This window comes from Agrobacterium sp. CFBP2214 (assembly GCF_030209895.1).
Classification (GTDB): Bacteria; Pseudomonadota; Alphaproteobacteria; order Rhizobiales; family Rhizobiaceae; genus Agrobacterium; species Agrobacterium radiobacter.
Genome location: NZ_JARVRC010000006.1, coordinates 392,818 through 411,133 on the forward strand (window position 1 = coordinate 392,818; position 18,316 = coordinate 411,133).

The 18,316-nt window shown below is 59.9% G+C and carries 22 protein-coding genes; 12 read left to right on the top strand and 10 right to left on the bottom strand.

Going from position 1 to position 18,316, the window contains the following annotated elements:
* Positions 1-27 precede the first annotated feature (27 nt).
* The gene (gene gloB, locus QRN60_RS17495; protein WP_003509891.1) at positions 28-798 is read left to right on the top strand and encodes a hydroxyacylglutathione hydrolase; all 771 of its coding nucleotides are present in this window, start codon (positions 28-30) and stop codon (positions 796-798) included.
* A complete protein-coding gene (locus QRN60_RS17500) occupies positions 798-1,238 on the top strand; it encodes a cupin domain-containing protein (protein WP_162694776.1) in 441 nt (146 codons plus the stop codon). Before gloB ends, QRN60_RS17500 begins: the two co-directional genes overlap by 1 nt.
* A gap of 110 nt (positions 1,239-1,348) precedes the next feature.
* On the opposite strand, the gene QRN60_RS17505 is transcribed toward QRN60_RS17500, so the two are convergent.
* Both QRN60_RS17505 and QRN60_RS17510 read right to left on the bottom strand, forming a co-directional pair.
* Positions 1,349-2,122, bottom strand: a complete 774-nt coding sequence (locus QRN60_RS17505) for a DUF3108 domain-containing protein (RefSeq protein ID WP_003509889.1) — start codon at positions 2,120-2,122, stop codon at positions 1,349-1,351.
* A gap of 35 nt (positions 2,123-2,157) precedes the next feature.
* Positions 2,158-2,376 carry a hypothetical protein gene (locus QRN60_RS17510; RefSeq protein ID WP_099087313.1) on the bottom strand — a complete coding sequence of 73 codons (219 nt, stop codon included), beginning with the start codon at positions 2,374-2,376 and terminating at the stop codon, positions 2,158-2,160.
* Between QRN60_RS17510 and rpmB the strand changes: the two genes are divergently transcribed.
* The 3 genes from rpmB to QRN60_RS17525 all read left to right on the top strand — a co-directional run bounded on the left by rpmB (position 2,375) and on the right by QRN60_RS17525 (position 3,917).
* Positions 2,375-2,665, top strand: a complete 291-nt coding sequence (gene rpmB / locus QRN60_RS17515) for a 50S ribosomal protein L28 (RefSeq protein ID WP_003509888.1) — start codon at positions 2,375-2,377, stop codon at positions 2,663-2,665. The genes QRN60_RS17510 and rpmB overlap by 2 nt on opposite strands.
* Before the next feature lie 164 nt (positions 2,666-2,829).
* Complete coding sequence (locus QRN60_RS17520) at positions 2,830-3,468, top strand: queuosine precursor transporter (RefSeq protein ID WP_080866939.1); 639 nt, start codon at positions 2,830-2,832, stop codon at positions 3,466-3,468.
* Between the two features lie 113 nt (positions 3,469-3,581).
* Positions 3,582-3,917, top strand: a complete 336-nt coding sequence (locus QRN60_RS17525) for a pentapeptide repeat-containing protein (RefSeq protein WP_020811446.1) — start codon at positions 3,582-3,584, stop codon at positions 3,915-3,917.
* Positions 3,918-3,920: 3 nt separating this feature from the next.
* On the opposite strand, the gene QRN60_RS17530 is transcribed toward QRN60_RS17525, so the two are convergent.
* The 4 genes from QRN60_RS17530 to QRN60_RS17545 form a co-directional block, all read right to left on the bottom strand.
* The gene (locus QRN60_RS17530; RefSeq protein ID WP_165257923.1) at positions 3,921-4,898 is read right to left on the bottom strand and encodes an esterase-like activity of phytase family protein; all 978 of its coding nucleotides are present in this window, start codon (positions 4,896-4,898) and stop codon (positions 3,921-3,923) included.
* A 37-nt stretch (positions 4,899-4,935) separates the two neighbouring features.
* On the bottom strand, positions 4,936-6,840 hold the full coding sequence (cobT, locus tag QRN60_RS17535) for a cobaltochelatase subunit CobT (RefSeq protein WP_003509876.1): 1,905 nt from the start codon (positions 6,838-6,840) through the stop codon (positions 4,936-4,938).
* Between the two features lie 106 nt (positions 6,841-6,946).
* Positions 6,947-7,936 (bottom strand): cobaltochelatase subunit CobS, encoded by a 990-nt coding sequence (cobS, locus tag QRN60_RS17540; RefSeq protein ID WP_003509875.1) that lies wholly within the window; start codon positions 7,934-7,936, stop codon positions 6,947-6,949.
* Between the two features lie 68 nt (positions 7,937-8,004).
* Positions 8,005-8,640 (bottom strand): J domain-containing protein, encoded by a 636-nt coding sequence (locus QRN60_RS17545; RefSeq protein WP_020012181.1) that lies wholly within the window; start codon positions 8,638-8,640, stop codon positions 8,005-8,007.
* A 114-nt stretch (positions 8,641-8,754) separates the two neighbouring features.
* Here QRN60_RS17545 and QRN60_RS17550 point away from each other — a divergent pair, with 114 nt between their 5' ends.
* Both QRN60_RS17550 and QRN60_RS17555 read left to right on the top strand, forming a co-directional pair.
* Positions 8,755-9,036, top strand: coding sequence for a BolA family protein (locus tag QRN60_RS17550; protein ID WP_003509873.1), 282 nt, complete (start codon positions 8,755-8,757; stop codon positions 9,034-9,036).
* Between the two features lie 102 nt (positions 9,037-9,138).
* Positions 9,139-9,672 (top strand): P-loop NTPase family protein, encoded by a 534-nt coding sequence (locus tag QRN60_RS17555; protein ID WP_112295530.1) that lies wholly within the window; start codon positions 9,139-9,141, stop codon positions 9,670-9,672.
* 21 nt (positions 9,673-9,693) lie between these two features.
* On the opposite strand, the gene aroB is transcribed toward QRN60_RS17555, so the two are convergent.
* Positions 9,694-10,827, bottom strand: a complete 1,134-nt coding sequence (gene aroB, locus QRN60_RS17560; RefSeq protein WP_003509871.1) for a 3-dehydroquinate synthase — start codon at positions 10,825-10,827, stop codon at positions 9,694-9,696.
* Between the two features lie 4 nt (positions 10,828-10,831).
* A complete protein-coding gene (locus tag QRN60_RS17565) occupies positions 10,832-11,413 on the bottom strand; it encodes a shikimate kinase (protein WP_003509869.1) in 582 nt (193 codons plus the stop codon).
* 188 nt (positions 11,414-11,601) lie between these two features.
* Here QRN60_RS17565 and QRN60_RS17570 point away from each other — a divergent pair, with 188 nt between their 5' ends.
* The 5 genes from QRN60_RS17570 (at position 11,602) to QRN60_RS17590 (ending at position 15,510) form a co-directional block, all read left to right on the top strand.
* A complete protein-coding gene (locus tag QRN60_RS17570) occupies positions 11,602-11,775 on the top strand; it encodes a histidine kinase (protein WP_129567059.1) in 174 nt (57 codons plus the stop codon).
* Positions 11,772-12,758 carry a site-specific tyrosine recombinase XerD gene (gene xerD / locus QRN60_RS17575; RefSeq protein WP_080864767.1) on the top strand — a complete coding sequence of 329 codons (987 nt, stop codon included), beginning with the start codon at positions 11,772-11,774 and terminating at the stop codon, positions 12,756-12,758. The genes QRN60_RS17570 and xerD overlap by 4 nt, the downstream gene beginning before the upstream one ends.
* A gap of 62 nt (positions 12,759-12,820) precedes the next feature.
* Entirely contained in the window at positions 12,821-13,774 is a 954-nt protein-coding gene (locus QRN60_RS17580; RefSeq protein WP_080864766.1) for an acetyl-CoA carboxylase carboxyltransferase subunit alpha, read from the top strand.
* A gap of 192 nt (positions 13,775-13,966) precedes the next feature.
* Positions 13,967-15,265, top strand: coding sequence for a L,D-transpeptidase family protein (locus QRN60_RS17585; protein WP_111784693.1), 1,299 nt, complete (start codon positions 13,967-13,969; stop codon positions 15,263-15,265).
* Positions 15,262-15,510, top strand: coding sequence for a sulfurtransferase TusA family protein (locus tag QRN60_RS17590; RefSeq protein ID WP_003509859.1), 249 nt, complete (start codon positions 15,262-15,264; stop codon positions 15,508-15,510). Before QRN60_RS17585 ends, QRN60_RS17590 begins: the two co-directional genes overlap by 4 nt.
* A gap of 210 nt (positions 15,511-15,720) precedes the next feature.
* Here the strand turns inward: QRN60_RS17590 and QRN60_RS17595 are convergent, their stop codons facing one another.
* Both QRN60_RS17595 and QRN60_RS17600 read right to left on the bottom strand, forming a co-directional pair.
* The gene (locus QRN60_RS17595; RefSeq protein ID WP_087745942.1) at positions 15,721-16,857 is read right to left on the bottom strand and encodes a CobW family GTP-binding protein; all 1,137 of its coding nucleotides are present in this window, start codon (positions 16,855-16,857) and stop codon (positions 15,721-15,723) included.
* Between the two features lie 193 nt (positions 16,858-17,050).
* Positions 17,051-18,106, bottom strand: a complete 1,056-nt coding sequence (locus QRN60_RS17600) for a D-alanyl-D-alanine carboxypeptidase family protein (protein WP_003509856.1) — start codon at positions 18,104-18,106, stop codon at positions 17,051-17,053.
* Between the last annotated feature and the right edge of the window lie 210 nt (positions 18,107-18,316).

The following is an 18,316-nucleotide window of genomic DNA, read 5'->3' on the forward strand; positions in this document are numbered from 1 at the left end:
TTTTGGCCGGCAAATGGAGAGGATAAGATGAAACCTTTGGAAATAGACGTCTTTCTTTGCCGCAGCGACAATTTCGGGGTTCTCCTGCATGACCCCGAAAGCGGGGCGACCGCCGCCATCGACGCCCCGGAAGAAAGTCCTATCCTGCATGCTCTCGACGGCCACGGCTGGAAGCTCACGCATATTTTCACCACCCACCACCATCAGGACCACGTGGAAGCCAATCTGGCGCTGAAGGACAAGTTTCAGTGCGAAATTCACGGTCCCTATGATGAGGCTGTTGCAATACCCGGGCTCGACCGCTCGCAGGCCGATGGCGACGAATTCGAATTCGCCGGTCGCCGCGTTCAGATCATCGCCACACCCGGTCATACGGCGGGACATATCTGTTATTATATGCCGGATGACGGGCTGCTGTTTGCCGCCGATACGCTGTTCGCCATGGGCTGCGGCCGCCTGTTCGAACGTCCGGCGGCGGATATGTGGCACTCCTTCCAGAAACTCATTGCCCTGCCGGATGAGACCAAGGTCTATTTCGGCCATGAATATACGCTGACGAATGCCCGTTTCGCCTTGACCGTCGATCCCGACAATACCGTGCTGCGCGACCGCGCGGAGCAGGTGGAAAAGGCGCGGCAGGCGAATGAATTCACCATTCCCACCAGCATCGGGCTCGAAAAACAGACCAATCCCTATATGCGGGTGGCCGATCCCGGCATCCGCAAATATCTTGGCCTGGAAAGCGCCACCGATGCCGACGTCTTCGCGGAAATCCGCACGCGCAAGGACAATTTCTGATGACAACCGATATATCGGCGCAGGCGATCATTCGTGAACTGGGGCTGGAGCCACATCCCGAGGGCGGTTTTTACCACCAGACTTTCCGTGACAAGGCCGGCGGCGAGCGCGGCCATTCCACGGCGATCTATTATCTCCTGGAAAAAGGCGAGCGCTCGCACTGGCATCGGGTCACCGATGCGGTCGAGGTCTGGCACTATTATGCCGGCGCGCCGATCGCGCTGCATCTTTCCCAGGACGGCCGGGAGGTGCAGACCTTCACGCTCGGCCCCGCCATTCTGGAAGGCGAGCGCCCGCAGGTGATCGTTCCCGCCAACTGCTGGCAATCGGCCGAAAGCCTCGGCGATTTCACCCTCGTCGGCTGCACCGTCTCGCCAGGCTTTGCCTTTTCGAGCTTTGTTATGGCCGAACCCGGCTGGTCGCCGGGCGATGCCCCGTAATTCTCAGCGCAATGCCGGCGGAATGAGCGGATGCCACTTGTTTCTTCTCCCCGGCGGGGAGAAGAACCGAACCGCACCGCCGTGTCACTTACCCCGCCATGCGCCAGCAATCAGCCGCCGTATTTCGTAGCGGTAATGTAGACCTGTCCCACCCGCGTCGGAATGATGGCGTAGACCGGCGCATAGACATCCATGTTGTTGGATTTCGCAAACCAGATCTCCATCGAAATGGATTTCAGATATTCGATATCCTTGCGTCCCTGCCGATAGCCCGACTTCGGCACATAACGCGCCTTGCAGACGATGGCGTCGCCATTAAAACCATTGGTCTTGAACGGCTTGGTGCCGCTGGAGCTCAAAACGAGATCCAGCCGCGATTCGCCGTCATAGATCGGCAGGCGAGTCGGGCAGATGCGGCCGCCCGCGGGAATGATGAGACCGGAAATCGGATCGAGAACCGAGCGCAGATCGCGGTCCTTCACGTCAACCCAGTTGTCCGGCCGCGCCTTAGGCTCGGGTTTCACTGTCGTCGATGTGACGTTGCCGTTGCGATAGACGACGTCATAGGTGCGCACCCGCTTGCCGTCCTTGTAGACCAGCGAATATTCATTGGCCTGCAGCCGGTGGCCGCGCTTGGCGCCGGAAACCGTCGTTTTGCCGGAAATATCCTTGAGGATGCTGGCAAGGCCGGCGGCGCTGAAGGAACCGGAGATCGAATAATTCGGCCCATCCATGCGAGTCGAAAAACTTGCCCGCGCAATCGGCAAAATGCCGAGATTGATGCTGTATTCGCTTGTGTGGCGCGCTTCGGCGGCGAGCGAGGGGGAGACACCCGCAAGCGCCATGGTAGCGGCCATGAAAATGCTTTTTCCTCTGGCAATCATTTCGATATCACCTTAAAAGAGGCGCGGAAGCGGCCTTATCGGGCGATCATATACGCTGACTTGTGGCAATAAAAAAGCGGACGACGGTTGAAAACGCCGGAATTTCCTTTGATTTGCTCGCGGGCGGCTTGACTGTTAAGTCCCGTCTGACTATAGAACCGCAACTTTCCAATCATGGCCAGTTGGATTGCCACCCCGGTTTTGCCGGTGGCGAGCCAGTGGTGAAACAGACGAAACGAAATAGGTGTACCCATGTCCCGTGTATGCGAATTGACCGGCAAGGGCGTCCAGACGGGCAACAACGTCAGCCACGCCAACAACAAGACCAAGCGCCGGTTCCTTCCGAACCTCTGCCAGGTCACGTTGATCTCCGATGCTCTCGGCCAGCGCTTCCGCCTGCGTGTTTCCGCAGCCGCTCTGCGCTCCGTTGAACACCGTGGCGGCCTCGATGCCTTCCTTCTGAAGTCCGGCGAAAACGAACTGAGCATGCGCGCTCGTCTCCTGCGCCGCCAGATCGCCAAGAAGACTGCTGAAGCTGCTTAATAGCGGTTTCGATATCATCTGATATTCAGAGGGCTTGAATGGCTTTTGCCGCTCAAGCCTTTTGTTTGTTTTAGATTTTCGTTGCATCGAGTTTTGCGGAAACCGTTTGAGACGTTTCGCGCCGATGCTTGGCTCCAACTGGTGGCATCACCCAGGATAAAAAAATGCCCTATCTGCGCTATACGCTTATCTATGTTCTGCTGATGACGCTCGTCGTCGTCGCTTCCAATATTCTGGTGCAATACCCGCTCTCCGGCTCGCTGTTCGGCGTCAATCTCGGCGACCTCCTGACCTGGGGCGCCTTCACCTATCCGATCGCGTTCCTTGTTACAGACCTGACCAACCGCCAGTTCGGCCCGTCCATCGCGCGTCGCGTCGTGCTTGCGGGCTTCGTCGTCGGCGTCACGCTGTCCTTCTGGACATCCATCCCGCGCATCGCTGTTGCTTCCGGCACCGCCTATCTCATCGGCCAACTGCTGGATATTTCCGTGTTCAACCGCCTGCGCCGCCAGCGCTGGTGGCATGCGCCGCTGGCCGGCTCCATGCTTGGCTCGGTGCTGGATACGGCTCTGTTCTTCTCAATCGCCTTTGCCGCGAGCTTCTCCTTTGTCGGCCCCAATGATGCCTTCGCCATCGAAAGCGCGCCGCTGCTCGGCATCTTCGCTCTGGAAGCCCCCCGGTGGATTTCCTGGGCGCTGGGCGATCTTTCGGTGAAGGTCCTTGTCGGCCTCGTCATGCTGCTGCCTTATGGCGCGCTGATGAACACGCTGAAGCCCATGCCAGGCACCGTCAAACCGAGCTGATACTTTCCGTCAGCGGGATTTGAGGCCGGGGGATGCACGATCAGATCACGCTTGCAAACCCACGGGTGGCGTTGCAATCTGCCGTCCGTGGCAAAGCTCGGAGGCGGATCGGCATGCAGATCAAGGACGTTATCGACATTGTGGATGCGACGAGCGCCACGCTTTCGGGCTCCAGCTTCGATAACGTCAATCTGTCGGGGACGGTCTTCAACAATGTCAATCTGGCCGGCACACGCTTCAATGACATCAACTTTTCCGGTGCGTCGTTTACGGACAGCAACATGTCCGGCTGGTCGATCGATGACGTCAATTTTACCGGACTGAAGCTGAGCAACACGAACCTCTCCGGCGCGCAGATAACGGCGTGCCGAATGACCGGCATGAAGATCGACGGCATTCCGGTCGAGGATCTCCTGGCTGCCTACAAGGCGGCACAGGAGCAGGCCTGATATTCACTCCACCAGCTTGAATTCCAGCATCAGATTGCGCTGGAGAAACGAGTGGTTGTCATCGGAAACGATGATGAGGCGCGTGGAACCGTCCGGCCCCTTCACCACATCCATGCCTTCCATATTGTCGATCTGGTAGGCCATGCCCGCTTCCATGAGGATTTCGCCATCCACCACCGCGCCCGGCCGGATATCCGCCCCGCGGATGCGGCGGATGCGCATGCCCACACCTTCGGCGAAGTTGAAGCGCCGCTCGAGAAGCAGCAGATCGCCGTTTGGCAGGAAAGCGCCATCAGTCACGTCAAATGAGGGGTGATGGGTAACGGCAAATGTGCCCTTGAGCGGGCCTTCCAATATGGCGGCGAGAAGGTTGCCATCCGTATCGATGCTCTTTTCGGCCACCACGACGAGAGCGCCGGCGAGGGGCGAATCGGCCGGTGATACTGCCAGCGCCTCCATGCCGCCATTGTGGCGTAACTCGTTATTGGGAATGAGATGCGGCAGACGGCCGAGCGGTTTCGAGGTAGCGAAGCCTGGATCGGGATAGATATCGATCCTGTGACGTTGCTCGTAACTGACCAAAACCTTGCCGTCGCGCAGCGCCAGCCCTTCGGCATCCATCTCCATCTTGCGCGGCGGTTCGCGGCCGCTCATATCCAGCATGGGGGTGATACGGACTTCAGCAAGGCCAGACAGCGCCCCGACAGCGTCACGCGTGACTCTGCCCGTCAGCCAATGGCCGGTATCCAGCACCGCAATGAAATCCTCCCCGTTTGGGCGGAAGCGGATGGAGGATATGGCCCCGAACAGTTTTTCCGGCGCGCTCATTACCATGCCGCCGACAAATTCCAGCTTGCCGAAACGTTTCTCGCTGGTGCCGACTTCGAAAGAAGACAGAAGACGCGCACTCACCGGCACATCGATGGTCGAAGCGCCGATGGAAACCGGGAACAGCGATGCGGCCGCCAGAATGGCGGCCATTGAGAGCGTTTTACAGGCGGAGAAAACCCGGCCCCGCTTATCCCGCACGGCGAACCCTGCGGGACGAACCGGAAGCGTTGCTCGTATCCTCGAAGAGCGCTGCGAGCTGCTCGGTCATCGCGCCCGCCAGTTCGTCGGCATCCACGATGGTCACGGCGCGACGATAATAACGTGTCACGTCATGGCCGATACCGATTGCCAGCAGTTCCACCGGCGACCGTGTCTCGATCTGCTCGATGACGGCGCGCAGGTGCCGTTCCAGATAGTTGCCCGGATTGACCGACAGGGTCGAATCGTCCACCGGCGCACCGTCCGAGATCATCATCATGATCTTGCGCTGCTCGGGGCGACCGATCAGACGGTTATGCGCCCACATCAACGCCTCACCGTCGATGTTTTCCTTCAGCAGGCCTTCGCGCATCATCAGGCCGAGATTGCGTCGCGCGCGCCGCCACGGGGCATCCGCCGATTTGTAGATGATGTGCCGCAGATCATTGAGACGGCCGGGCGAAGCCGGCTTGCCGCTGGCCAGCCATTGCTCACGCGATTGCCCGCCCTTCCACGCCTTGGTGGTGAAGCCCAGAATTTCCACCTTCACGCCCGAGCGCTCCAGCGTGCGCGCCAGAATATCCGCGCAGGTGGCCGCAACAGTGATGGGCCGGCCGCGCATCGAACCGGAATTGTCGATGACGAGCGACACGACGGTATCGCGGAACTTGGTGTCGCGTTCCTTCTTGAAGGAGAGCGGCTGCATGGGATCGATGATGAGCCTGACGAGGCGAGCCGGATCGAGATAACCCTCTTCCAGATCGAAGTCCCAGGAACGGTTCTGCTGCGCCATCAGGCGGCGCTGCAGCCGGTTCGCTAAGCGCCCGACCGCACCCTGAAGATGGGCGAGCTGCTTGTCGAGAAAGGCGCGCAGACGGTCCAGTTCGGCCTCGTCACACAGTTCCTCCGCGTGGATCTCCTCGTCGAATTCCTGGGTAAAGATGCGATAATCGACCTTTTCATTAAAGTCGTCGAAGGGGCTGTTCGGGCGGCGGGTCTCGCCGGGCGTCTCGGAATCCTCGTCGAGATCGTCGGACATTTCCTCGTCCGACATCTCGGCGCCGTCCATCTCGCCTTCTTCCATTTCCTCCTGCGAGGCCTCGTTTTCATCGGCGGGCGTCGCGTCCGAGCCGGCCTCTTCCTCGACCTGCTCTTCTTCCGTCTCGTTGGTGCGCGGCTGGTCCTCGTTGGACTCCGCTTCCTGACTGTCAGGCTCGTTATCCTCGTCGCCGAAATCTTCCGCCATCTGCATGGAGGTCAGCATCTTGCGCACCAGCCGCGAAAACGCCTTCTGGTCGGTGATGACGCTGGAGAGATCCTTGAGATCGCCAGCGGCCTTGTCCTCGATGAAATCGCGCCACAGATCGACAACCTTGCCGGCGCTTTCCGGCGGCTTTTCACCCGTAAGCTTCTCGCGCACCAGAAGCGCCACGGCTTCGGCGAGCGGCGCGTCGTCCTTGTTCGTGATGCCGGCGAAGTTGGCCTTGGCGTATTTTTCCGTGTTCATGGCCTGGATGTTGGAGGCCATGCCCGGCATGCGCAGCGCGCCGATCGATTCCACGCGCGCCTGTTCAACCGCGTCGAAGATCAGCCGCGCCTCGGCGCCCTGCGGCGACATCACCGCATGCGTGTCGGCGTCATGGCAGGCGAGGCGCAGCGCCATGGAATCACCGAGGCCGCGGGTGATCGCGATTTCCTGTGCGGTCGGTTTCTTGGAGATTTCCGGCAGGCGCATGCGCTCACCGGCAAGGCCCGGCCGCTCATTGGCGAAGACGACCTCGACCTCGGCATCGCCGGCAACGGATCGCACACATCCGGCAATCGCCTGACGCAACGGCTCCGTATCAACAGCCGTACCCGGTTTTGCTCTGGAATTGTCGCCGCGCGCTGCCATTGTCTTTCCTGTCATTTGCCGACGCGTGGAGACCGCCCATCGATATGTGCGCGGTCTGCCGGCATCTTCAAGTCATCGAAATCGTCTCCGGACAAGCCGGGGACGATCAGGCGCTGAGAACGATGTTCGCAGCGCTTTCCTTCAGCTCGACGCCAAAGGCCCGCTGATATTGTTCGGCCACCAGCGTGCGCTCAAGCTCGTCGCACTTGTTGAGGAAGGTCACGCGGAAGGCAAAGGCGAGATCGCCGAAGATTTCTGCATTTTCCGCCCAGGTGATAACGGTACGCGGGCTCATGACGGTGGAAAGATCGCCATTGACGAAGGCCGAACGGGTGAGATCGGCCACGCGCACCATCTTGGAAACGGTTTCGCGTCCCTTCGGATTGTCGAGGCTCTTCACCTTGGCGGCGATGATGTTCACTTCCTGCTCATGCGGCAGGTAGTTCAGCGTCGTGACGATGGACCAGCGGTCCATCTGCGCCTGGTTGATCTGCTGCGTGCCGTGGTAAAGACCCGTCGTATCGCCAAGGCCGACCGTGTTGGCGGTCGCGAAAATGCGGAAGGCCGGGTGAGGACGGATGACGCGGCTCTGGTCGAGCAGGGTCAGGCGGCCCGAGGATTCCAGCACGCGCTGGATAACGAACATGACATCCGGACGGCCGGCATCATATTCGTCGAAGACGAGCGCGACATTGTGCTGGTAGGCCCAGGGCAGAATGCCGTCCTTGAATTCGGTAACCTGCTTGCCGTCTTTCAGGACGATGGCGTCCTTGCCGACGAGGTCGATACGGCTGACGTGGCTGTCGAGGTTGACGCGCACGCAGGGCCAATTGAGGCGGGCAGCCACCTGCTCGATATGGGTGGACTTACCGGTGCCGTGGAAACCGGAGACCATGACACGTCGGTTGTGAGCAAAACCGGCAAGGATCGCGAGTGTCGTATCGCGGTCGAACAGATAGTCGGGATCAAGGTCAGGCACATAGGCGTCGCCCTGCGAATAGGCGGGGACCCGCAGATCCGTATCAATGCCGAAAACCTCCCGCACGGACACCGTCGTGTCGGGCAGGTTGGAAATATCAAGGTCGATTTTGCTCATCACGTCTCCAAGGCGGGCGGCAGCCACCCGGCCACATCATCAATCAGGCGGTAAACACGTAAGTTGGCTTAGCAGAAACCTGACTGCTTTAACAATTGATATGCTTGAACAACAGCCCGAAAACGCTCTTCCGAACCACGATCGCCACCATTAGCATCAGGATGATGCTTTTTGACAAGCTCCTTGTAGCGCCTTTTTATGTCTTCCTGCTTTGCGCTGGAAGAAAGACCGAGCGTATCGAAGGCTTTTGCCTCCAGCGTCTTCAATTTGCGGTCCTGCTGCAGGCGGGTGCCGCCTGCCTTTGCGCCGCCCGCAAAACCGCCGGCAAAGCCGAAAGGATCGCGGATACGGGCATTGCCGCTGGCCGTGCCGGAACGCAGCGTGGAATGCAGCGGGCTGTCGCGGGCCGTCTTGTTGACGCCGACCGTCCAGGTGGGGCGATGACCGGTGATCGCTTCCTTCTGGTAGCGGGCAATCTCGCTGTCGGAGAGGCCGGAAAAATAATTATAGCCCTTGTTGTATTCCTTCACGTGCTCAAAACAGAACAGGAAGAATTGCCCCTCGGCATTGCGGCCGACGGGTGCCCGGTGAATGCCCGGTTTATCGCATCCGTCCCACTGGCAGGTGGGGGCCTGAACCTCAGGTTCCCGCTCCCTTTTCCGGCGCGTGCGGATGCGATCGAAATATTTCGAATCCAGTTTCATGATGCCCTGATTATGGGGTGCGAAAAGCTGCACAACAAGAATTGACAAAGCGGAATGTTGCTGGCTTTTAGGTAGCCCCCTTCAAGACCAGCCAACGAGAATGGAGCCCGTCGCATGTCCCTGCGAGAACGCATAGAAACCAAGCTCCGGGAGAGCTTTTCACCCGAGCGCCTGAGGGTCGTCGATGAAAGCCAGATGCATGCGGGCCACCAGCCGGATATGACCGGCACAGGCGAGACGCATATGCGTGTTCAGATAGTGTCCGAAAGCTTTTCCGGCAAGTCTCGCGTCGAACGCCACCGGGCGATCAACGCACTTTTGAAGCCGGAACTCGACGCGGGGCTGCATGCGCTGGCGATCGAGGCGGCGGCGCCGGGGGAAGCGGTGCGGTTCTAGTTTTAACCACACAACATTGCTTTCGTATTTCCGGGCTAAAAATCCAGTTGGTGCAACGATTCTGCATTCCAAGAGAGAACCTTAACTCGACGGATTACCCAAATGTCGATAACAGCCAGCCCTTCGCTCCGCATCGCCATCATCGGCAACAGCCGATCCGGCAAAAGCAGTCTCGCCGCAAAAGCCGGTTCGGCGCTGAAGTTGCCCTTTTACGATCTCGACCGCCTTCACTGGGAAGAGGATGGCCGCAAACGGGACGAAGCGGAAGCCAGACTTCTGGTGGCCCGGCATGCCAATACCAGCGACTGGATCATCGAAGGGGTCTATGGTTGGCTGGTTGAAACGGCGCTGCCGCGCGCGAAGGTGCTGATATGGCTCGACCTCCCCTGGGCAGAATGCCGCGAGGGCCTGTTGCGGCGCGGAGCGCAGCACGGCGAGACCGAAAGCGATCAGGCGGCACTTTTGGCCTGGGCAGGAGATTATTGGACGCGGACGACGTCATCCTCCTTTGCGGGACATTTGCAGCTTTATGAAACCTTCGGCGGCGGCAAAATCCGCCTTCAAAGGCGCGCAGATGTGTCGACGATGCCGCTGCAAACGATAGGACGCCTTGCCAGCGAGACCGGCGCCTTTTGACCGAGTGGCGCCGGGGATAACTTAACCCGGATGCTTCTCCGACAGGAAGGACTGCACCTCGGACGCCGCAACATCGTCAGCCACGAAGGACTGACCAATACCGTGGGTGAGGATGAAGGTGAGCTTGCCGCCCTTGACCTTCTTGTCCTGCCCGATCGCCGTCATCAGCGTTTCGACCGGCGGCAGTTCACCGGGAATATCCTTCATCGTTGTCGGCAGGCCAACTGCCTTCAGATGCGCTTCGACGCGGGCCGCATCATCAGGGCTTGCGAGGTTCAGGCGTGCGGAGAACTGGTGCGCCAGCACCATGCCGATGGCGACGCCTTCGCCGTGAACCAGCCGCTTGCTGTCATAATTGGTCGCCGCTTCCAGCGCATGGCCGAAGGTGTGGCCGAGATTGAGGAGCGCGCGCACGCCGTTTTCTTTCTCGTCGGCCACCACCACATCGGCCTTGGCCTGGCAGCTGGTCGCAATCGCCTGGATGCGGGCGGGGCCGCCGGTGCGGATTTCATCCCAGTTCTTTTCCAGCCAGAAGAAGAAATCCGGCTTGTCGATCAGGCCATATTTGACGACTTCGGCGTAACCAGCGCGGAACTCCCGCGGGCTCAGCGTATCGAGCACCGCCGTATCCGCCAGCACCAGATCGGGCTGGTGGAAAACGCCGACGAGGTTCTTGCCGTGGCGGGTGTTGATGCCGGTCTTGCCGCCGACGGAAGAATCGACCTGTGCCAGCAGCGAGGTCGGTATCTGCACGAAGCGCACGCCGCGACGCACGATGCCCGCCGCAAAACCGGCGAGATCGCCGATAACGCCGCCGCCGAGTGCGATCACCGCATCGTTACGCTCCACTCTTGCCGCCAGAACCGCATCGCAGACGGTGACCAGATGCTCGAAGCTCTTGGTCTTTTCGCCAGCCGGCAGGGTGAGCGAAACGGCCTCGATGCCATCAGTCTGCAGGCCATCCATCAGGCCTTCGAGATAAAGCGGCGCGACGTGCTCATCGGTGATGATCGCCGCGCGCCTGCCCTTCAGCCGCGCCGAAATTTCGCCGCCCGCCCGGCCGATCAGGCCAGGCCCGATCAGAATGTCATAGGCGCGCTCGCCGAGCGGCACATGGACGAGACGTTCATCGGCGTGGATTTCGGAAGGCGTCATGGTGTCAGTCTTTCTGTTCGATGCCGGCTATGGCGGTCAACACTTCGGTCACGATGATTTCCTTGCGGACATCACGGGATTCGATGGTCATGTCCGCTTCCGCATAGATCGGGTAGCGCTTCTCCATCAGCGCCGCCAGGGTGGCCTTGGGATTTTCGGTCTTGAGAAGCGGACGGTGGTCGCGCTTGTTGACCCTTTCCCACAACACCTCGAGATCGGCCTTCAGCCAAAATGAAATGCCGCCGCGCGTAATGTGCCGGCGGGTATTGTCGTTGATGAAGGCGCCGCCGCCGGTGGAGATGACCTTGGGGCCTCCGCGCAGCAGGCGCTTGATGACCCGCGTTTCCAGCGCACGGAACTCCTCTTCGCCATAGGTGGCGAAAAGTTCCGATATCGTCATGCGCGATACGCGCTCGATTTCGACATCCGTATCAATGAACGGAACCTTGAGCTGCTGGGCGACCATGCGGCCCACCGCCGACTTTCCAGCCCCCATCAGCCCGACGAAGACGATGTTGCGCCGTCCGAGCTTTGCCCGCGCTTGCTCCCCGAGTGTGGCCGGGACGGATAAATTCGTTTCATTCATAAATTTGAAAGCCCGTTTGGCATGGATATCTGCAAATGTTTACGAAGCGTCAAGCCAAATTGCTGACTGAATTGCGGTGAATCACAATCATCGCCGCATGCGGCACGGGGCGGAGCGGCCATTTTGATCTTGTCGCCGCTTTCGCCGCACCGCATATAGATTTCGACCGCCACCCTTACGGAGCCGCCATGCCCACCCTCTTCCGCTTCACGATGATACTGGCGACCATCGCGGGGCTGATCTATGGGGGCATGGTGCTGCTCGTCATGGTCGTCAAGCCGCGCGACCGCGAGGTGACTGTGCGCGTCCCCTCCGAGCGGCTGAACCCGCCGGCGACAGAACCGGCAAGGCGCACCCCATGAACGGGCAACCGACGACAGGGCGCGACGGCGCGCGGCTCGAAAGTTTTCTGGAAATGATGAGCGCCGAGCGCGGCGCCGCCGCCAACACGCTCTCTTCCTATGAGCGCGACCTTGTCGATCTGCGTGAATTTCTCAGCCACCGCGGCCAGTCATTGACCGATGCCGCAACACCAGACCTTTCCGCCTATCTGACCCACCTTTCCACTCAGGGCTTTGCCGCAACCTCGCAGGCAAGACGCCTTTCCTCCATGCGGCAGTTTTATCGCTTTCTTTATTCGGAAGGGCTGCGCGGTGACGACCCGACCGGCATCATCGATGCGCCCAAGAAAGGCCTCGCCCTGCCGAAAACGATGAGCGTCGCCGATGTGAACAGGCTACTTGGGCTCGCGGCGCAAGAGGCTGCAACCGCAGGTCCCGGCCAGCTTGCCCGCATCCGCATGCATCTGCTGCTTGAGCTGCTTTATGCCACCGGCATGCGTGTCAGCGAACTCGTGTCCTTGCCCGTCAAGGTGCTGCGCCAGGAAGGCCGCTTCCTGATGATCCGCGGAAAGGGCAACAAGGACCGCATGGTTCTTCTTTCCCGTGCCGCCATCGAGGCGATGGAAAAATACGAGGCAGCCCGAAAGGCGCTCGTGCAGGAAAAAGACAAGGCGCCGAAAAAGGCCGAAGCCACGGAGAGCCCTTGGCTCTTTCCTTCCAGCAGCAGGCAAGGGCACCTACCCCGCCAGGTCTTCGCCCGCGACCTCAAGGACATCGCCATTCGCGCGGGTCTCACCCCGTCCGTGATATCGCCGCATGTCCTGCGTCACGCCTTTGCCAGCCACCTCCTGCAGAACGGTGCGGATCTGCGCGCGGTGCAGGAACTGCTCGGCCATTCCGACATTTCAACGACACAAATCTATACACATGTGCTGGAAGAACGCTTGCAAGAGCTGGTACAAACACATCACCCCCTTGCCAAACAGGGTAAAAACCTTGATTAGAGCGACCGGAACCGCCGGATAATCCGGTCAAACCTTGCGCAAAACGATCGGAAACGGATCTCATGCACAATTATCTCGACTTCGAAAAACCTATCTCGGACCTTGAGGGCAAGATCATCGAGCTGAAGAAGCTTGCCGATGAAGACGAGAGCATAGACACCTCGGAGGAGATCAACCGTCTGGAATCGCGCGTCAACGACGCGATGCAGGACATCTATTCCAAGCTGAACGCCTGGCAGAAAACGCAGGTCGCGCGTCATCCGCAGCGCCCCCATTTCGTCGACTACGCCAAAGCGCTGTTCACGGATTTCACGCCGCTCGCCGGTGACCGCAAATTTTCCGAAGACGCCGCCATTCAGGCGGGCCTTGCCCGTTTCAACGGTCAGCCCGTCGCCATCATCGGCCAGGAAAAGGGCAACGACACCAAGAGCCGCCTGAAGCATAATTTCGGCAGCCCGCGCCCGGAAGGTTACCGCAAGGCGATCCGTGTGCTGGAACTGGCCGACCGTTTCTCGCTGCCGGTCATCACCCTCATCGATACGGCTGGCGCTTATCCCGGTGTTGGCGCGGAAGAGCGCGGCCAGGCCGAAGCCATCGCCCGCTCGACGGAAATGTGCCTCAACGTGAAGGTGCCGATCGTCTCCGTCGTCATCGGCGAAGGCGGCTCGGGCGGCGCAATCGCGATCGCCACCGGCAACCGCGTCTACATGCTCGAACATGCGATCTATTCGGTGATCTCGCCGGAAGGTGCCGCCTCCATTCTCTGGCGCGATTCGACCCGCGCCAAGGAAGCCGCGACCAATATGAAGATCACTTCGGAAGATCTGAAGTCGCTCGGCGTCATCGACGGCATCATTCCGGAGCCGATCGGCGGCGCGCATCGCGCCCCGGAAACCGTCATCAATGCAACCGGTGACGTCATCGCCAAGGCTTTGGCCGATCTTTCCCAGCGTTCCGGCACACAGCTGCGCGCCGAACGCCGCCAGAAATTCCTGGATATCGGCCGGAACCTTTAAGCCCGGCCTTATTTTCCTTGAATATCGCCCCAACTCGGCCATAGTCCGGTCACATCAAAAGATGTATCGGTGGCCGCGGGGGCGGATCCGATTTGAGTTAAGAAGATGTAAACGGTTAATACCGTATTTAAAATACACACGGGACGGTGTAGAACTGCCGCCGCTTCGTGCCATCGTCTTTCGGATCAGATCATGCGTTTGACACATTTTGCACTTCTTGCCTGCACCGCGCTCGTTCTTGCCGGCTGCAACGATACGCTCGAAACCGTTGAGCGCGACGTCTCACACGTCAAGAACAAGGTCGATTACCCGCTGTCTCCGTCCATTCTGGCCGAGATCGACAAAAGGGGCATGGACCGTACCTCACCGATTATGATCCGCATCTTCAAGGAAGAAGGTGCCTTGGAAATCTGGAAAGCGAGGCGCGACAACCGTTTCGAGAAGATCGCCGGCTACGAGATTTGCGCATGGTCCGGCAAACTCGGCCCCAAGGTGAAAGAGGGTGACCGGCAGGCGCCGGAAGGTTTCTACAACCTCACTCCCGCTCATCTGAACCCGAATTCGAAATATTATCTCGCCATCAATACCGGTTTCCCGAACCGTTACGATGCCGCCAATGGCCGCAACGGCACCAATCTGATGATCCATGGCGCCTGCTCGTCCTCTGGCTGCTATTCGATGACGGATGCACAGATTCTTGAAATCTACGGTTTCGCGCGCGACGCCTTCAAGGGCGGCCAGAAAACCGTGCAGCTGCAGGCCTTCCCCTTCCGCATGACGGCGGAAAACATGGCTCGCCATCGCCAGAGCGAGCATCTCCAATTCTGGAAGATGCTGAAGGTCGGTTACGACAATTTCGAAGTCACCAAGCGCCCGCCGGAAGTGAATGTCTGCGAGAAGAAATATGTCTTCAACCAGCAGACCGAAGGCGGCAGTTTCAATGCCGCCGCCCAGTGCCCGCCGATGAGCACGCCGCCGGCACTCGCAAGCGCGCTTTCGAGCTATGAGAAGACCTATGATCTCGCCTATGCAACGGCGATGAAGAAATATGACGGCATGGCCTGGTACGACCCGAGCGAGGCGGAGCGCAAGGCGCTGGTGGCCGAAAAGCGCAAGGGCCGCGAACCCGCCTATGCGCCGACCGGCTCGGCGCTGAAAGCTGGCAAGCTGATGAAGGAAACGGAATATGCCGCGCTGATGGAGAAGAAGGCGCAGCAGGTGACGTCGTCCTCACCGGCCACAACCGCAACCGCCTCGGCCCTGCGCGGTCCGCGTCCTTCGGCTGTCCAGCCCGCCACGGCACCGCAATCGAACCCGGCGCCCGCGGCACCGACGATGGTTGCCTCGGCCACCCCGGCCGCAGCCGGTCAGACCGGAGCTGCCGCCCAGAGCGTCCCCGTTCCGGCCATGAACCCGCTTGCCTATTCCGCCGCACCGGCACCGGAAGCGCCGGAAAAGAAGCCGTTCTGGAAGTTTTGGGCCAAGGAATGAGCGAAACGGCCGAGATCGCTTATGATTTGAGGGGGCTTAAATGCCCCCTTCCGGTTTTGAGAAGCCGCAAGAAACTCGCAACCCTGAAGAGGGGCGATGTTCTGACCGTCGAGACGACCGATCCGCTGGCGGTGATCGATATTACCCATATGTGTAATGAAGATGGGCATAGTCTGGTTGAGACCACTGCGCTGGATAAGGGGCATCGGTTTCGAATTGTGAAGGGCGGGGAAACCGACATTTGACGGTGTCGCCGGTGGTTCACCCCCCTCTGCCCTGCCGGACATCTCCCCCTCAAGGGGGGAGATCAGCAAGATGCGCCGTCGCCACTACATTCGCAGCGGTTAAGATGGGCGAGACCTAGCCGCAAGTCGATCTCCCCCCTTGAGGGGGAGATGTCCGGCAGGACAGAGGGGGTGAACTACACCCATCGACCTAGGCCATCACGGCGCGACCTAAAACCGCAACCCGGAAACCGCCAACGGATTATCCGTCATCGCCTGCCTGTCCGGCCGGTCAATGCCCGGTGCACTTGTGAAGGCGGCGAACAGGTCTTTTACAAACGCCTCCGGCAAATCCTTCGTAATCAGCACCATGCGCGTACGCTGATCGGCCGGGTCCGGCCAGGCCGCGAGGCGCTCCGGCGTGTGGAAAATATTCTGCACCCCATGCAACACCAAAGGCCGGCCCGGATTATCCGACAGCTTGACGATCGCCTTCATGCGCAGGAGCTTTTCACCATGCGCCGAGCGCAGCAAATCCACGAACATGTCGATCGCCATCGGGCTGACCGGCTGGTCGTGGATGATCGAGAAGGACCGGATGGATGCGTCGTGCCGGTTCACATCGTGATGATGGTGATGGTCGTCGTGGCCGTCATGATGGTGGTGATGATCATGGTCGTGGTGGTGGTGATCGTCTGCCGCCTCTTCGCCCAGCCAGCGGCCGACATCCGCATTCTTGCTGCCGGCATCGTAAAGGCCGTTATCGAGAAGACCCGCAGCGCTCCAGTCGGTTTTGTCACCATCCTCAATTGTCGCGCGCGGATTAAGAATCTGGAGGCGGGCTGTCAGCGCGGAAATCGTGGCGGCATCGGCAAGAGCGCGCTTGGTCATCACCAGACGGTCGGCCACGGCCGCCTGTTTCACCGCCTCCTGATGGTTATCCAGAGTGGAAAGGCCATTCACGGCATCTACCACCGTAATCATGCCGTTCAGCACGAAATTCTGTGCGATAACGGGGTTGCCCATGACCGACTGCATGACGGGGGCGGGATCGGCAAGACCCGTGGTCTCGATGACCACCCGTTTTACCGGCTTCAGCTTGCCTGTCTGGATACCATCCATCAGTTCCGCCAGCGTATCCACCAGCTCGCCACGTACCGTGCAGCAGAGGCAACCCTCCGCCAGTTCGATGATGCCCTCGCCGGCGCTTTCGACCAGCATGTGATCGATGCTGACATCGCCGAATTCATTGATGATGATCGCCGCATCGCTCATCGCGGGATCCTTGAGAAGCCGGTTGAGCAGCGTCGATTTTCCGGCGCCGAGAAATCCGGTGATGATGGAAACCGGGATGCGATCGCGAGACATGACTTGCCTGTATGTTGATGGCCGCTCCGGCAGGTCACTGGACGACGCGAAACCCGGAGCCGCATGGAGCTAAAAGAAATCGCCTGAGGCTGGAAGCCACGAGCGACATTGTAATATCATAACATCATTGGCCTGCGAATACACAAAGTGCATCGCCACCCCGGCACTGGCCCCACAAGGCCGCCACCGACGATCAGAATGTCGGGCGCGGGATCGGGATCGGCACGTTCGCGAGTTCACCCTTGCCAGCTCCCTTGGCGGCATTCACCGCCACCGTCTCGCTGCCCGGAATGAGACCGGCGAAGGAATATTCCGGCGGGCGGGTCATTTCCTGCACGTAGGGCGAATGGATGACCATGCGGCCAGCCTCGTCGCGGCTTTCGCTGCGCACCTTGGCAGCCTTCGGATTGCAGATCTCGGCGCTGACATCATTCACGTCGCCGGTATCGCCATAGGGCGCCAGCGAGGCAAGCGAAACACCCTGGCCGGAAGGCGCAGTCAGCCCCATCTGCAGCAGATCGGCCGACTGGTCGGTGCGCCCGGCAAGGCTGTCCGCGCCCAGCACGACGGTGATGACAGAGCGGCCATTGCGCACGGCTGAGGATACCTGGTTGAAGCCGGAGGCACAGATGAAGCCGGTCTTCATGCCGTCAGCGCCATCGAAGCGGCCGACCAGCATGTTGAAGTTGGCGTAATTCTTCTTGCCGGTGCTGACGCCCTCCAGCGAGAAATAATGGGCATATTCCGGGAATTCCCGCTTGATGATCAGCGCCAGCAGCGCCAGATCCCGGGCGGTCGTATATTGCCCCTTGCCGGGCAGGCCATTGGCATTGATGTAACGGGTGGAACTCATGCCCAGCCGCTGCGCCTGCGCATTCATCTGCGCCACGAAATTGTCGCTGGTGCCGCCGATGGTCTCGGCGATCGCCACGGCGATGTCATTGGCGGATTTGATGAGCAGCAGCTTCAAGGCGCTGTCCATCGTCAGCTTCTGGCCCGGCTTGAAATACATTTTCGAGGCCGGCTGGTCGGCGGCCTTCTTGCTCATCACCACTTCCGTCTGCGGACTGATCTTGCCGGCCTTCATCTGTGAAAAGGCGATATAGGCGGTCATCAGCTTGGTCAGCGAAGCGGGATACCACTTGCGGAAGGCTTCCTGATGGGAAATCACCTTGCCGGTTTTGACATCGACCACCATTTTCGGATTGGCATTTGCCATGGGCGCCGCGGCCACGAGGCCTGCGGTCATGATGGCAATAGCTGCGGAGAGCCGCCGGGCGGCGTTTGGCGATTTAAAAGTCTGTGGCAAGGCTAGTCCTCGAATTCCCGTCTTCGGTCGGGGAATGGCAATATTCACCATATATGTCCTAGCAATGGCAAAGTACATTGATTACGTCAATTATGCGGCGCACTATCCACCACGGAGGATAGGATTTTACGACACGCCGTACCGATGAAC

What these genes read in the sequence shown, in the direction of transcription:
- gloB (WP_003509891.1), top strand. Translation starts at nt 28, where the DNA reads ATGAAACCTTTGGAAATAGACGTCTTTCTTTGCCGCAGCGACAATTTC.
- QRN60_RS17500 (WP_162694776.1), top strand. Translation starts at nt 798, where the DNA reads ATGACAACCGATATATCGGCGCAGGCGATCATTCGTGAACTGGGGCTG.
- QRN60_RS17505 (WP_003509889.1), bottom strand. Translation starts at nt 2,122, where the DNA reads ATGATTGCCAGAGGAAAAAGCATTTTCATGGCCGCTACCATGGCGCTT.
- rpmB (WP_003509888.1), top strand. Translation starts at nt 2,375, where the DNA reads ATGTCCCGTGTATGCGAATTGACCGGCAAGGGCGTCCAGACGGGCAAC.
- QRN60_RS17510 (WP_099087313.1), bottom strand. Translation starts at nt 2,376, where the DNA reads ATGGGTACACCTATTTCGTTTCGTCTGTTTCACCACTGGCTCGCCACC.
- QRN60_RS17520 (WP_080866939.1), top strand. Translation starts at nt 2,830, where the DNA reads ATGCCCTATCTGCGCTATACGCTTATCTATGTTCTGCTGATGACGCTC.
- QRN60_RS17525 (WP_020811446.1), top strand. Translation starts at nt 3,582, where the DNA reads ATGCAGATCAAGGACGTTATCGACATTGTGGATGCGACGAGCGCCACG.
- QRN60_RS17530 (WP_165257923.1), bottom strand. Translation starts at nt 4,898, where the DNA reads ATGGCCGCCATTCTGGCGGCCGCATCGCTGTTCCCGGTTTCCATCGGC.
- cobT (WP_003509876.1), bottom strand. Translation starts at nt 6,840, where the DNA reads ATGGCAGCGCGCGGCGACAATTCCAGAGCAAAACCGGGTACGGCTGTT.
- cobS (WP_003509875.1), bottom strand. Translation starts at nt 7,936, where the DNA reads ATGAGCAAAATCGACCTTGATATTTCCAACCTGCCCGACACGACGGTG.
- QRN60_RS17545 (WP_020012181.1), bottom strand. Translation starts at nt 8,640, where the DNA reads ATGAAACTGGATTCGAAATATTTCGATCGCATCCGCACGCGCCGGAAA.
- QRN60_RS17550 (WP_003509873.1), top strand. Translation starts at nt 8,755, where the DNA reads ATGTCCCTGCGAGAACGCATAGAAACCAAGCTCCGGGAGAGCTTTTCA.
- QRN60_RS17555 (WP_112295530.1), top strand. Translation starts at nt 9,139, where the DNA reads ATGTCGATAACAGCCAGCCCTTCGCTCCGCATCGCCATCATCGGCAAC.
- aroB (WP_003509871.1), bottom strand. Translation starts at nt 10,827, where the DNA reads ATGACGCCTTCCGAAATCCACGCCGATGAACGTCTCGTCCATGTGCCG.
- QRN60_RS17565 (WP_003509869.1), bottom strand. Translation starts at nt 11,413, where the DNA reads ATGAATGAAACGAATTTATCCGTCCCGGCCACACTCGGGGAGCAAGCG.
- QRN60_RS17570 (WP_129567059.1), top strand. Translation starts at nt 11,602, where the DNA reads ATGCCCACCCTCTTCCGCTTCACGATGATACTGGCGACCATCGCGGGG.
- xerD (WP_080864767.1), top strand. Translation starts at nt 11,772, where the DNA reads ATGAACGGGCAACCGACGACAGGGCGCGACGGCGCGCGGCTCGAAAGT.
- QRN60_RS17580 (WP_080864766.1), top strand. Translation starts at nt 12,821, where the DNA reads ATGCACAATTATCTCGACTTCGAAAAACCTATCTCGGACCTTGAGGGC.
- QRN60_RS17585 (WP_111784693.1), top strand. Translation starts at nt 13,967, where the DNA reads ATGCGTTTGACACATTTTGCACTTCTTGCCTGCACCGCGCTCGTTCTT.
- QRN60_RS17590 (WP_003509859.1), top strand. Translation starts at nt 15,262, where the DNA reads ATGAGCGAAACGGCCGAGATCGCTTATGATTTGAGGGGGCTTAAATGC.
- QRN60_RS17595 (WP_087745942.1), bottom strand. Translation starts at nt 16,857, where the DNA reads ATGTCTCGCGATCGCATCCCGGTTTCCATCATCACCGGATTTCTCGGC.
- QRN60_RS17600 (WP_003509856.1), bottom strand. Translation starts at nt 18,106, where the DNA reads ATGACCGCAGGCCTCGTGGCCGCGGCGCCCATGGCAAATGCCAATCCG.